Source organism: Xanthomonas sp. NCPPB 1128 (assembly GCF_001043115.1).
GTDB lineage: Bacteria > Pseudomonadota > Gammaproteobacteria > Xanthomonadales > Xanthomonadaceae > Xanthomonas_A.
Genome location: NZ_LFME01000057.1, coordinates 1 through 12,307, shown reverse-complemented (window position 1 = coordinate 12,307; position 12,307 = coordinate 1). Strand labels below are relative to the sequence as shown.

Here is a 12,307-nt window from a genome sequence, read left to right as displayed (position 1 = left end):
ATCGGATGAGCAGGCCCAACGGCCACCTCAGCCTCCCAACCACCATGATCCGACGCCTCTCTGGTGCCGTTGCGACAGAGGCTGCCCCCCTAGCTCCAGGTCATGGCAGGTTGTTCGAGGTGCCCTTTAGCCGCGACGGGCTTTCAAGGTAAAGCCAATCGCGGCTAAAGCCGCTCCTACTGGGACACCTCCAATCCTTCTCGAGGCTCCCTCGTGCCGGGCTTGCCGACGCCAGCAGCCCTCAGCGGCGTTCCGCCTGCAGGTTGCCGAAGCTGTCACGGTACGGCTGCAGCGAGGGAATGTCGCGCAGCACCGCGGCCTGCGCTTCAGTGATCTCCGGGGTCGGCGCGAAGCCGACCGAGCGCATGTTCGGATCCGGCGCCGCGGTTTCCAGGGTGCGCTGGCGCTGCATCTGCAGGTGCATGAACAACTGCTGCAGTTCGGTGCGCTGAGCGGGGGGCAGGGGCAGTTCGATGTCGTCGATGCGCAGGCTGCCATCGGGTCCGATGGTGGCGTTGGCGGCTGGGGCGCGGCGCAGCATCACGTTCATGCTGTCCACCGCCACCCGCGGCTTGCTGCGCTCGGCGCGCGAGGAGGTGGTCTCGCCGCCGCGTCCGCCGCAGGCGGCGAGCAGCAGGCACAACGACAGCAGGGACAGGCAGGCGAGTAGCGTCTTCTTCATGGAGGCAGCGGCGAGGCGGGGGAGGTCCCGGCCATTTTAGAGCGTGTGGCGCACGGGTGCGGTGAGTGCGCAGCGGCCTGAAGCGCATGGATGCCGGCTGCGTCGGTCCGAGATGGCGCCGCCCCCGCGTTGGTGGCGACTGGCCGCTTCCCTGCGGCCAGGCCATCGGCAGTGCGGCGCACCGCCATCTCCCATGCTGTTGACCGGTGCCGCTGCTGGTGCGGCAAGCGTCGCGCGCCAGGCCAGCATGCCGCGCCGATTACGCTGCGGAGTTCTTGCAGTCGCGCACGTCGCTGTCTTCCAAGGTGGAATACGGGCGGAACGCAGGTACCTTCTCCATCAGCGCATCCTGCGCGGCGCGCAGCGCGGCGACCTGGTCGCAGATCTTCAGCGCCGCCTGCTTGATCTTGTCGGCCTGCGCCTCGACCCGCTCGCCGATGTGCTCGGTATCGCCGCTGAGTACGCCGCTGATGGCATCGCCCGCTGCCTTCACGCCCAGCGCCGCGCCGGCCTTGCCGACTTCCACGCCCTGCATGCCCACCGCTTCGATCTGGCTGCGGTAGGCCAGCAGCAGGCGCTGCTGCTCGGCGTCCAGGGCGACCGGCTTGCCGTCGATCAGCAGCTTGCCGTCGCGGGTGATGGTGGCCGGCGGCTGGCCATCGGCCTTCAGGGTGAGGTCGCCGTTGAGGAAGGTCAGGCTTTGCGCGCCGCCGTGATCGACCACGACGCGGTCGTTCGTTGCGGAGCGCTGGCAGGCGCTGAGCGAGAGCAGGGCGGCCAGGGCGGCGCCGGCGAGGGGCAGGAAACGGTACTGCATGGGCGTATCCTCGTGCGAAAGGTGGAAAGCGGAGCGGAGGATCAGCGCGGCTTGGGCAGATTGACGCTGCCGCGCACACCACGGTGGGTGACGTCGCCGCTGCCGACCTTCTGCACGCTCAGGTTGCCGCCGACGTTGCCCACGTCCAGGTCGCCGGAGCCCACGGTCTGCACCGCCACGCTGCCGCTGACATCGCGCAGTTGCACGTCGCCGGAGCCGACGCTGTCGACCTGCACGCCGCCGCGCACGCCGTGCACGGTCAGGTCGCCGGAGCCGACCGTGCCGACCTTGACGTCGCCGCCGACCTGGTCGGCCTTGACGTCGCCCGAGCCCAGCGTCGGCATGGCCACGCTGCCGACATTGCGCAGTTCGATGTCGCCGGAGCCGACCGTGGCGCTGACCGCACCGCGGATGTTCTGCGCATGCAGGTCGCCGGACCCGATCTTGGCGTCGAGCGAGGCCACGCCGGTGATCTCGGCATCGCCGGAGCCCAGTTGCAGTTGCACCGGCAGGTTGGCCGGAATGCTGCCGGCCACGTTGAGGTAGGCGTAACGGTTGCCGACGCTGATGCCGTGGATCTTGCCCTCGTGCTTCAACGTCACCACCAGGGTGTCGCCGTCGCGGCGCTGGCGCAGGGTCAGCTCCTTGAGCATGTCCGCATCGGAGGCGCAGGCGCGGCCGCGCAGGGTGGAGTCGCCACCGCTGGCGCCGCTGAGCTTGAGGTCGTTCTGCTGCACGTCCAGCAGCACCGACTTGACGCCGGCCAGGTCCAGTTTCAGTTCGCGCGGTTCGGAATACTTGCAGTCGTCGGCCATGGCGATGGCCGGCAGCGACAGCAGGGCACACAGGGCGAGGGTCTTGCACATCGGGATACTCCTTGCAGAAAAGGGAAGGACGACTGCGTTGCGATCAGGCTTCGTCGCGCCAGCGGCGCACGTAGATCGCGGCGACGATGAAGGCCACGCCGACCGCGGCGCCGATCCACATGTCGGGGTCGCGGAACAGCACCCAGCTGTCGCCCAGATGGATCGCATTGACCAGATCCTGCGGGCCGCTGATGTGGGTTTCGGCCACCTGCTCGTTCAGCACCGGACCCCAGCTGCCGGGCAGCACGCTGAGCAGGCCGCGGTAGACCACGGTGTACCAGATCAGGTTGTGGTTCACGTTCAGCATCGGCAGGATGCCCATCATGCTGGCGGTCACGCAGCCCAGGATCGGGATCAGCACTGCCCACAGGAACGGCTTGCTGCGCGCCCAGGCCGAGCACAGCATCAGCCAGCCGATCGCCGGCAGCGACCACATCACCTGCACCGGCAGTGCGGCCAGGACCATGCCGATGATGCGCAGCGGGTGCGATTCGGTGAAGACCGCGGTACTCTGCGGGATGCCGTTGACCGACAGGGTCAGCGCGGTGACCACCCACAGCGCCAGGCCGATCAGCAGGCCGACGCCGATCGCCAGCAACGGCGCCAGCAGCAGCGCCCAGGCGGCCTTGGACAGCACGGTGCCGGTGTCCGACAGCGGCAGCGATTTCCAGAACAGCACGCTGCGGTCGCGGCGGTCGTCGTACAGCGCACCCAGCGCATAGAAGAACACCACGAAGCCGACCACGATGCAGGACAGGATCACGCCGGCGAGCATGGTGCCGTCGCCGACCGCGCCGATGATCTGGTGGGCGTTATGGGCCTGGCCGTCCCACTCCACGTTGTTGAGGCTGTCGCCACGGTGGTTGCGGCCGGCGATGCTGCCGATGATCGACAGCACCGTGTACAGCGTGGCGACGATGCCGCCGGTGATGACCGGCGCCCACAGGAAGCCGCCGCGGTGTTCCCAGAACTCGCGCTTGAGCAGCCACGTGAAGGTGGACACGGGAGAGATCGTTTTGGCGGGAGCGTTCATGCGTAGGTGCCCTTCATGATGGCGACGAACAGGTCGGCCAGGCCGGGGGTGCGGGTTTCGCCGAGCGCGGCCAGCTGCGCCTGCGGCACGCCGTCGTACAGGAACACCGACTTGCCGAACGGCAGGCCGCGTTCGTCGATCGGCTGCAGCGCGCGCGCCGCCTCGATGCGCTCGGCCGGCACCAGCAGTTCGGTGTAGCGGGTGGCCATGTGCTCCATGTCGGCGCTGAGTACGATGCGGCCATCGCGGATGAACAGCACATCGGTGAGGATGTGCTCGATCTCCTCCACCTGGTGGGTGGTGATGATGATGGTCTTCTGCTCGTCGAAGTAGTCTTCCAGCAGGCGCTGGTAGAACTCCTTGCGGTACAGGATGTCCAGGCCCAGGGTCGGCTCGTCCAGCACCAGCAGGCGCGCGTCGATCGCCATCACCAGGGCCAGGTGCAGCTGCACGATCATGCCCTTGGACATCTCGCGCACCCGCAGCTTCGGCGAGAGCTTGGTGTTGGCCAGGAAGCCCTCGCACTTGGCGCGATCGAAGCGCGGATGCACGCCGGCGACGAAATCGATCGCCTCGCGCACCCGCATCCAGCGCGGCAGCACCGCCACGTCGGCGATGAAGCACACCTCGTTCATCAGCGCGTCGCGCTGCTTGCGCGGGTCCATGCCCAGCACGCGCAGTTCGCCTTCGACCGCGGTCAGGCCCAGCACCGCCTTCAACGCGGTGGTCTTGCCGGCGCCGTTGGGGCCGATCAGGCCGACGATGCGGCCGGGCGCGATGGTGAAGGATGCGTCGGCCAGCGCCGGCTTGTGGTTGTAGGTCTTGCGCAACCCCTGCGCGTAGACGACGGATTCGGATGCGGCGACAGCGGCAGTCATGGCGTTTTCCCCGGTGGCAACAAGTCTTGCAGTGTCAGGCCCAGGCGCTGGATGCGTTCCAGCACCAGAGGCCACTCTTCGTTGAGGAAGCGATCGCGCTCGCTGCCGCGCAGCTTCTGCGCCGCTTCCTCGGTCATGAACATGCCCAGCCCACGGCGCTTCTCGACCAGGGCCTCGTCGGCCAGTTCCTGGTAGGCGCGCGAGACGGTGATCGGGTTGAGCTGATACTCGGCGGCCACCTGGCGCACCGAGGGCAGGGCGTCGCCGGGCTTGAGGATGCCGTCGAGCATCATCGCGATGACCCGGTCCTTCAGTTGGCGGTAGATGGGAGCGCCGTCGCTCCATTGGATGTCGCTCATGGTCAGCTCCGTGGGCGCAGAGTGCGCGCGAAGGAGAAATAAGGCACGGACAGCGAGGCCCGCAGTCGCCGCACTGCCGGGACGGCGGCAGGTGCGGCGCCGGTGGCGCTGTCGTCGTGCGGCGTGCTGGCGCCATAATCCAGCGGCCGTCCCTGGTGGCGTTGGGCGCCGATCCAGCTCGCGCAGAGCAGGGTGCCGACGATGACCAGGGCCGGAAGACTGCGCTGGAAGCGTTTGAGTTGCATCGTGGGACCTGCTCTGGGTGAGTGGTGTTGTATTTAACTATAACACCGTTACACGGCATGTCAACACGCGTCAGACCCAACTTCCGACCTAGTCGCGCACAAACTCCCTTTTTCTCCGACGGTGCCCCATGAAACTTTCCAAGCGTCTGTTTTTCCTTGCGATCCTGGCCGCTGCCGGCACCGTCGGCAGTGCCTGGGCGGGCTCCTTGCTGGACCGGGACTACCGCCCGCTGGCCGGCAAGGACAAGGTGAACCTGAACAAGACCTACGGCGGCAAGGTGCTGCTGGTGGTCAACACCGCCAGCAAGTGCGGCTATACCCCGCAGTACGACGGCCTGGAGAAGCTGCAGCAGCAGTACGCGGCGCAGGGCTTCAGCGTGCTCGGCTTCCCGTCCAACGACTTCAAGGGCCAGGAGCCCGGATCGGAGAAGCAGATCCAGGAATTCTGCACGCTCACCTACGGGGTCAAGTTCCCGATGTTCGAGAAGGTGCACGTGATCGGCGATGACGCGACGCCGCTGTACAAGCAATTGACCCAGGCCACCGGCGTGGCGCCGGGCTGGAATTTCCACAAGTATCTGATCGCGCGCGACGGCCGCGTGGTCGCGCAATTCCCGAGCAAGGTCACGCCGGACGATCCGGCCTTGCGCAGTGCCATCGAACGCGAACTGAAAGCGCAGCCGGCGTCGCACTGAAAGCGGGTCAACATCTCGGCCGCGCATGCGACAATGCCGGCCTCTGTCTGCGCCATCGCGGCGCGTCCAGTTCACGGTTCACTTCCAGGGAAAGTAGCGAATGAAGATGGGAATGCGCGGCGCCGTGGCGTCGCTGGTGGTGGGGATGATGCTGGCCGCCGGCCAAGCGTCCGCGCAGGCGCCGGCTGCCGGCAGCTCGGCGACGACGCTGGGCAGCGAGAAGCAGAAGGTCAGCTACGCGATCGGCATGGATGTGGCGCGCTCGTTCGAGCCCATCGCCCAGGACATCGACGTGGACGCGCTGCAGCGCGCGATCGAGAACGCCTTCAAGCAGGGCAAGCCGCTGCTGTCCGATGAGCAGACCCAAGCCACCGATACCGCGCTGCGCACACAGCTGGCCGCGCGCAACGGCCAGCCGGTGCCGGGCATGGCGCCGGGCACGCAGCCGCCGCCGGTGTCCAAGGAAAACGTCGGCCTGATGCTGGGCGACCGCGCGGTCGGTCCGTCGCTGGCGCGGATCCAGAACGACATCGATCTGCCGACGCTGATGGGTGCGGTGCGCACCGTGTTTGCCAAGGGCCAGACCGCGATGACCCAGGAGCAAGCGATGGCCACGCTGCAGGCCTTCGGCGCGTCCAAGCAGGCCGCCGTGGCGACCAAGAACAAGCAGGAGGGCAACGCCTTCCTGGCACAGAACAAGAACCAGAAGGGTGTGATCACCACCCCGTCCGGCCTGCAGTACATGGTGCTGCGCGAAGGCAGCGGCCCGCGGCCCACGTCCACCAGCAAGGTGCGGGTGAACTACGAAGGCAAGCTGCTCGACGGCTCCGTCTTCGACAGCTCCTACAAGAACGGCCAGCCGGCCGAGTTCTCGCTGAACCAGGTCGTGCCGGGCTGGAGCGAGGGCGTGGCGCTGATGCCGGTGGGCTCCAAGTACCGCTTCTGGATTCCGTCCAATCTGGGCTATGGCCCACAGGGAACGCCGGGCGGCCCGATCGGCCCGGATGCGATGTTGACCTTCGACGTGGAACTTTTGAACATCCTTCAATAACCGAAAGGAGATTACATGCGCGTAGCGATATTCGGCACCGGCTATGTCGGGCTCGTCACCGGAACCTGTCTGGCCGAAGTCGGCCACCACGTGGTGTGCGTAGACATCGACCAGGCCAAAGTGGATGGGCTCAACAAGGGCGTGGTCCCGATTTACGAGCCTGGCCTCTCGCCGATGGTCAAGGCCAACCACGCCGCACGGAGGCTGTTCTTCACCACCGACGCGGCCAGCGCCATCGCGCATGGGGATATCGTGTTCATCGCCGTCGGCACGCCGCCGGACGAGGACGGTAGCGCAGATCTGCAGTACGTCCTGGCGGTGGCCCGCACCATCGGCCAGCACATCCAGGGGCCGACCATCGTGGTCAACAAGTCCACGGTGCCGGTGGGCACCGCAGACAAGGTGCGTGCGGCGATCGCCGCCGAACTGGAGGCGCGCGGCGAGACGATCGAGTTCGACGTGGTCTCCAACCCGGAGTTCCTGAAGGAGGGCGATGCGGTGGCCGACTGCATGCGCCCGGACCGCATCGTCATCGGCAGCAGCAAGCCCGGCTCGGCCGCGCGCCTGCGCCGCCTGTACGCGCCGTTCAACCGCAACCACGACCGCATCGTGGAGATGGACGTGCGCTCGGCCGAACTGACCAAGTACGCGGCCAACGCGATGCTGGCGACCAAGATCAGTTTCATGAACGAGATCGCCAACATCGCCGAGCGCGTCGGCGCCGACGTGGAGAAGGTGCGCCAGGGCATCGGCTCGGATCCGCGCATCGGCTGGCACTTCATCTACCCGGGCGCCGGCTACGGCGGTTCGTGCTTCCCCAAGGACGTGCAGGCCCTGGCGCGCACCGCGCAGCAGTACGGCCACGCGCCCAGGCTGCTGGATGCGGTGGAAGCGGTCAACGAGGCGCAGAAGGGCCATCTGTACGAACTGATCCAGCGCCACTACGGCGCGGCGCAGTCGCTGAAGGGCAAGACCTTCGCGGTGTGGGGCCTGGCGTTCAAGCCCAACACCGACGACATGCGTGCCGCCTCCAGCCGCCGCCTGCTGGCGCAACTGTGGGAAGCGGGCGCAACGGTCCGCGCCTACGATCCGGAGGCGACCGAGGAGGCCAAGCGCATCTTCGGCGAGCGCGACGATCTGCACTTCTGCGAGGATGCCTTCGACGCGCTGGAAGGCGCCGATGCGCTGGCGGTGGTCACCGAGTGGAAGCAGTTCCGCAGCCCGGACTTCACCCGCATGAAGGAGCTGGTCGGCGATGCGGTGGTGTTCGACGGCCGCAATCTCTACGATCCGCAGGAAATCGAGAGCTTCGGCCTGGCGTACTACGGCATCGGCCGCGGACGTTCGATCCATGCAGCATGATTTTTCCACCCAGGATCGGTTGCTGGAGAACCGCCTGATCGAGCTGGAAACGCGCCTCTCCTTCCAGGAGCAGGCGCTGGCGGAAATGAGCGATGCCCTGGCCGAAGCGCGGATCGAAAGCCAGCGCAACGCCGAGTTGCTGCGTCACCTGCTCGAGGATCTGGGCAAGGTGCGCAGCACGCTCTACGCCGACCCGGCCGACGAACCGCCGCCGCCGCATTACTGATCCCCCGAACCGACCGATGCCGTCCCGATGAGCGATACCCTCCGCGACCAGTTGCTGGGCCTGGGCTTCAAGCCTGCGCCGAAACCCGAACGCAAGGCCGCGCCTGCCGCGCCGCGGCCGCAGGGACGGCCGGGCCAGCGCCCGGCACCGGCCGGGGCGCGTGGCGAGCGCGCTCCCGGCGGCGCGCCCAATGCCGGCAAGCCCGGCAGTGGGCGCGGCCGGCCGCACGGCAATGCCCACGGCAAGCCGCAGGGCGCCGGCGGCCAGCCGGCGCGGCCGCCGCGCAGCCGCGAGGACATCGATCTGGCCAAGGCCTACGCGATCCGCGCCCAGCGCGAGAAGGACGAGCGCATCGAGGCCGAGCGGCAGAAACAGGAAGAAGCGCGCCTGCGCCGCGAGGCGCGGGCCAAGCTCGACGAACTGCTCAAGGGCCAGGCGCTGAACCACGCCGAGGCCGACATCGCCCGCCATTTCCCCTATGGCGGCAAGATCAAGCGCATCTACGTCACCGCCGACCAGCTCAAGGCGCTCAACGCCGGCGAACTGGGCGTGCTGCAGCAGAACGGCCGCTACCTGCTGGTGACCGCGGCGCTGCTGGACCAGGCCGAAGCGATCTTCCCGGCGGCGGTGGCGCTGCGGGTCGACCCGAACGCGCCGGCCGAGGAAGACCCCTACGCCGATCCCAAGTACCAGATCCCCGACGATCTGGTCTGGTAAGCGTGGCGCGGCCAGGGACGGGCACGCAGGCCGCCGGGCGCGGCCACACGCCGCCGCACGCGCACACCGGCGGCGGCTATCTGCCGTACGTGGACGGGCTGCGTGCGATCGCGGTGCTGGCGGTGATCGCCTACCACCTCGATCCGGCATGGCTGCCGGGCGGGTTCACCGGCGTGGACATGTTCTTCGTGATTTCCGGCTTCGTGGTCAGCGCATCGTTGCAGCGCCTGCCGGCGGCCGGAAAGCTCGGCGTGTTCGCGCAGTTCTACGCGCGGCGCATGCGCCGCATCGCGCCGGCGCTGCTGGTCTGCCTGCTGCTCACCGGCCTGGCCAGCGGCCTGTTCATTCCCGAGTCCTGGCTCAGCGAGACCAGCGCCAAGACCGGGCGCATGGCCTTCGTCGGCCTCAGCAACTGGGTGCTGGCCGCGACCGGCAACGATTACTTCTCGCCCAAGGCCGAATTCAATCCGTACACGCACACCTGGTCGCTGGGGGTGGAGGAGCAGTTCTATCTGCTGTTCCCGCTGCTGTTCCTGGCCTGGAATCGCGGCGGCCGCGGCCGCGTATGGTCGACGCTGCTGGTGGCGCTGGCTTCGGCCGCCTCGCTGGCGTTCGCCTGGCGGCATAGCCGCGACGCCGGCGATGCGGCGGCCGCGTTCTACCTGACCACCGCACGCTTCTGGCAACTCGGCAGCGGCGTGCTGCTGTACCAGGTGCTGGCGTTGCGCGGACGCTTCGAGGCCGGCACGCAGGCGCCGCCGCCGGGCGCGTGGAGCTGGCGTTCGCCGCTGCTGGCGGTTGCCCTGGCGGCGGTCGTGGTCGGCCTGTGGCGTGCGCGTCCGGGACACTCGCCGTGGCCGGACGGGCTGTGGCCGGTGCTGGGCACGCTTGGCCTGCTGGCGCTCCTGCATGGCGCCCCGGCCGGCTGGACCCGGCGCGCGCTGTCGCATCGCGTGCCGGTGGCGATCGGCCGCGTGTCGTACTCGCTGTATCTGTGGCACTGGCCGGTGTTCGTGCTGTTCCGCTGGACCGTCGGCCTGGAATCGGCGCCGACCAAGTCCGTGGCGCTGCTGCTGGTGGCCCTGCTGGCGCTGGCCTCATATCGCTGGGTGGAGTTGCCGTGGCGGCATGGCCGCCTCGGCCGCGCGCGCACCCCGGCGCGGACCATCGTTGCGGGGCTGGGGCTGATCCTGCTCGCTGCCGGTACCCACGCGCTGCTGCAGAACGCCCAGCGCTACTACGGGCTGAGCACGGTCAGCCGGCATCCGCTGGACTGGTACGCCTATGCCAAGGGGCTGCGCCGGGAGTTCCCGCAGTGTGCACTGCAGACTCGCCAGGTGCCGGTGCAGGTGGGCAACGCCAAGCTGTTCGAGCGCGGCGCCTGCACGCTGCACAACCGCGATGGCGGCCAGTTGTTCGTCGCCGGCGACTCGCATGCGCTGGCCTACAACGAACTGCTGCGACGCTTCGCGCTGCAGAGCGGGGTGCCGGTGCGTCTGTACGGGGTCGGCGGTTGCCCGATCGTCGGCCTGCAGGCCTGGCAGGCCAGCAATCCCGGCTGCCAGGCCTACGAGCGCAGCACCCTGGCCGACGTCGCCGCGCACGCACGCGATGGCGATGTGCTGTTCCTGCCTGCCCTGCGCGTGCTGCGCCTGGCCGACCAGGACCGCCTGTTCGACGAGACGACGGTGATGGCCGAGCAGGAAGGCGCCGCGGCGCAGGCCGCGCGCAGCGCTGGCGAAGCGGCCGCGGTGGCGCTGTTGCAGCCGCTGGCGCAGCGCGGCGTGCGCATCGTCTTCGAGGCACCCAAGCCGGTGCTGCGCGCGCCGCCGTATCGCTGCTCGGATTGGTTCAATCGCGGCAATCCGATCTGCGCGCATGGCATCCCGATTCCGCGCGCAACCATGGAGCGCTACCGTGCGCCGGTGCTGCAGAGCCTGCAGCGTATCGCCGCGCAGCTGCCGCATGCCTCGGTGTGGGATCCGCTGCCGCTGCTGTGCGATGCGCAGCAATGCACCGGCAGCCGCGATGGGCGCCCGTTGTTCTTCGATGCCGATCACCTCAGCGGCTATGGCAACCGGGTGTTGCTGCCGGGCTTCACATCGCACTTCGCGACGATCCAGGCACACTCGCCGCCAGCGCCTTGAGGCGCAGCCCTCCGCCTCCCGCATCGCAAGGAGTTCGCGCATGCCCGTTCTGCATTTCGTCGCGTCGCGGTTGTCGCCGTCGTCCATCGCCATCCGCCATGGCGGCCGGCGGCAGTTGCGCCGCCGCGCCGATACCCTGCTGCGCGGGGCGCTGCTGCTGGCCGCCAATGCCGGCAGCGCCGGCGTGGCCTGCGCCGAGGACGCGCCGGCGTTCGACCGGCCCGGGATCGGTTTCGCCTCGACCACTCTGCAGCGCGGCCAACTGGCCTGGGAGCAGGCGTTCTTCGATGGCAGCTACGACCGCGACGGCGATGTGCGCAGCACCGAATACGTGGCCAACAGCCGGCTGCGGTTCGGCCTGAGCGCGCGCACCGAGGTGCAACTGGCGATCGACAGCCAGGTGTGGCAACACGTGCGTGGCGGCGGGCAGGACCGGCGCGGGCACAGTGGTGGCGATGCCAGTATCGGCCTGAAGCAGGCGTTGCCCAGCGCCAGCGACGGCTTCACCTGGTCGCTGCTCGGCAGCGCCAGCCTGCCGGTCGGGCGTGCGCCGTACGGCGATGCCGGCCACCGCTACGATCTGGGCGTGAGCGCCGGCTGGGACCTGCCCGAGGGCCGTAGCCTGGCGCTGTACGGCAACGTCAGCGACAGCGAGGACGGCTCCGGCTGGAGCGTTTCGCCGAGCTACACCTTCTACGCCGGCGACACGCTGAGCGCCTACGTCGAGGCCGGCATCGGCGGTGGCGAGGACGAGATGCGCGCGCTCGGCAGTGGCGTCACCTGGCTGTTCGCCAACCGCGTGCAACTGGATCTGTCGGTCCTGCGCGGCCTGTCGGCGCAAACCCCGGACTGGCAGGGCGGCCTCGGCATTTCGGTGTTGCTGCGCTGAGGCGCCAAGCCCCTCTCCCGTCGGGAGAGGGGTTGGGGGTTAGGGGGGCGCGAAGCGTCTCGTGGTGTTTGGGTTGACGTGGCTGTGCCCGTACCCTCATCCGCCCCTTCGGGGCACCTTCTCCCGAGGGGAGAAGGGAACAGCGGTGATGCGCATGCCCCTCTCCCGTCGGGAGAGGGGTTGGGGTGAGGGTCGGCGCGAAGCGTCTCGTGGTGTTTGGGGTGATTCGGCTGTGGCCGTACCCTCATCCGCCCCTTCGGGGCACCTTCTCCCGAGGGGAGAAGGGAACAGCGGTGATGCGCATGCCCCTCTCCCGTGGGGAGAGGGGCATGCGCATCAC

Annotated in this window: 14 protein-coding genes; 7 read left to right on the top strand and 7 right to left on the bottom strand. The window is 68.7% G+C overall.

Going from position 1 to position 12,307, the window contains the following annotated elements:
• Positions 1-241: 241 nt before the first annotated feature.
• The 7 genes from ACP93_RS20520 to ACP93_RS20490 form a co-directional block, all read right to left on the bottom strand.
• Positions 242-682, bottom strand: a complete 441-nt coding sequence (locus tag ACP93_RS20520; RefSeq protein ID WP_048492510.1) for a hypothetical protein — start codon at positions 680-682, stop codon at positions 242-244.
• A gap of 259 nt (positions 683-941) precedes the next feature.
• Positions 942-1,499: a DUF2884 family protein gene (locus ACP93_RS20515; protein ID WP_048492509.1), complete on the bottom strand. Its 558-nt coding sequence runs from the start codon at positions 1,497-1,499 to the stop codon at positions 942-944.
• Positions 1,500-1,540: 41 nt separating this feature from the next.
• A complete protein-coding gene (locus ACP93_RS20510) occupies positions 1,541-2,365 on the bottom strand; it encodes a DUF4097 family beta strand repeat-containing protein (RefSeq protein WP_048492508.1) in 825 nt (274 codons plus the stop codon).
• Between the two features lie 43 nt (positions 2,366-2,408).
• Positions 2,409-3,398 carry a hypothetical protein gene (locus tag ACP93_RS20505; protein WP_048492507.1) on the bottom strand — a complete coding sequence of 330 codons (990 nt, stop codon included), beginning with the start codon at positions 3,396-3,398 and terminating at the stop codon, positions 2,409-2,411.
• Positions 3,395-4,276, bottom strand: a complete 882-nt coding sequence (locus tag ACP93_RS20500; protein ID WP_048492506.1) for an ABC transporter ATP-binding protein — start codon at positions 4,274-4,276, stop codon at positions 3,395-3,397. Before ACP93_RS20500 ends, ACP93_RS20505 begins: the two co-directional genes overlap by 4 nt.
• On the bottom strand, positions 4,273-4,635 hold the full coding sequence (locus tag ACP93_RS20495) for a GntR family transcriptional regulator (protein WP_048492505.1): 363 nt from the start codon (positions 4,633-4,635) through the stop codon (positions 4,273-4,275). Before ACP93_RS20495 ends, ACP93_RS20500 begins: the two co-directional genes overlap by 4 nt.
• A 2-nt stretch (positions 4,636-4,637) precedes the next feature.
• Positions 4,638-4,880, bottom strand: coding sequence for a hypothetical protein (locus ACP93_RS20490; protein WP_048492504.1), 243 nt, complete (start codon positions 4,878-4,880; stop codon positions 4,638-4,640).
• 128 nt (positions 4,881-5,008) lie between these two features.
• Here ACP93_RS20490 and ACP93_RS20485 point away from each other — a divergent pair, with 128 nt between their 5' ends.
• The 7 genes from ACP93_RS20485 to ACP93_RS20455 all read left to right on the top strand — a co-directional run bounded on the left by ACP93_RS20485 (position 5,009) and on the right by ACP93_RS20455 (position 11,967).
• On the top strand, positions 5,009-5,575 hold the full coding sequence (locus ACP93_RS20485) for a glutathione peroxidase (protein WP_048492503.1): 567 nt from the start codon (positions 5,009-5,011) through the stop codon (positions 5,573-5,575).
• Between the two features lie 100 nt (positions 5,576-5,675).
• On the top strand, positions 5,676-6,626 hold the full coding sequence (locus ACP93_RS20480) for an FKBP-type peptidyl-prolyl cis-trans isomerase (RefSeq protein WP_048492502.1): 951 nt from the start codon (positions 5,676-5,678) through the stop codon (positions 6,624-6,626).
• Positions 6,627-6,641: 15 nt separating this feature from the next.
• A complete protein-coding gene (locus ACP93_RS20475; RefSeq protein WP_048492501.1) occupies positions 6,642-7,988 on the top strand; it encodes a UDP-glucose dehydrogenase family protein in 1,347 nt (448 codons plus the stop codon).
• On the top strand, positions 7,978-8,214 hold the full coding sequence (locus ACP93_RS20470; protein WP_010344225.1) for a SlyX family protein: 237 nt from the start codon (positions 7,978-7,980) through the stop codon (positions 8,212-8,214). Before ACP93_RS20475 ends, ACP93_RS20470 begins: the two co-directional genes overlap by 11 nt.
• Before the next feature lie 27 nt (positions 8,215-8,241).
• Positions 8,242-8,931: a DUF2058 domain-containing protein gene (locus tag ACP93_RS20465; RefSeq protein ID WP_048492500.1), complete on the top strand. Its 690-nt coding sequence runs from the start codon at positions 8,242-8,244 to the stop codon at positions 8,929-8,931.
• Between the two features lie 2 nt (positions 8,932-8,933).
• The gene (locus ACP93_RS20460; protein ID WP_048492499.1) at positions 8,934-11,078 is read left to right on the top strand and encodes an acyltransferase family protein; all 2,145 of its coding nucleotides are present in this window, start codon (positions 8,934-8,936) and stop codon (positions 11,076-11,078) included.
• 40 nt (positions 11,079-11,118) lie between these two features.
• The gene (locus tag ACP93_RS20455) at positions 11,119-11,967 is read left to right on the top strand and encodes a transporter (protein ID WP_228136109.1); all 849 of its coding nucleotides are present in this window, start codon (positions 11,119-11,121) and stop codon (positions 11,965-11,967) included.
• The last annotated feature ends 340 nt before the right edge of the window (positions 11,968-12,307 follow it).